At 59.5% G+C, this 284-nt stretch carries 1 protein-coding gene; it reads left to right on the top strand.

Translation table 11 applies throughout. From position 1 onward, the window contains the following. The coding region (locus tag AACT19_RS02840; RefSeq protein WP_165689834.1) for an Ig-like domain-containing protein at positions 1 to 284 on the top strand (284 nt) is incomplete at both ends.

The following is a 284-nucleotide window of genomic DNA, read 5'->3' as shown; positions in this document are numbered from 1 at the left end:
GTCAACGACAGCGTGACGGTGCTTGAAGATGGCAGCGTGGCGCTGAGCCTACTGGCTAACGACAGTGCGCCAGACGGTGGTCTTGAAATCACGTCGATCAACGGCGTGGCGTTAACAGGGTCTGCACAAACCATCAGCGTGGACAATGGCAGCGTGGTTATCGCGGCCGATGGCACGATGACGTTCGAGCCGGCGGCTGACTTCAATGGCGACATCAGCTTCGACTACGACGTGAAAGACGCGGACGGCGATGTCGATACGGCGACTGTGAGCGTGAGCGTGAC

The sequence above is a fragment of the Vibrio sp. 10N.222.47.A9 genome (assembly GCF_963872585.1).
GTDB classification, from domain to species: domain Bacteria; phylum Pseudomonadota; class Gammaproteobacteria; order Enterobacterales; family Vibrionaceae; genus Vibrio; species Vibrio splendidus.
The sequence above is the reverse complement of the archived record's forward strand: the minus strand, read 5'-3'. Positions and strand labels throughout refer to the sequence as shown.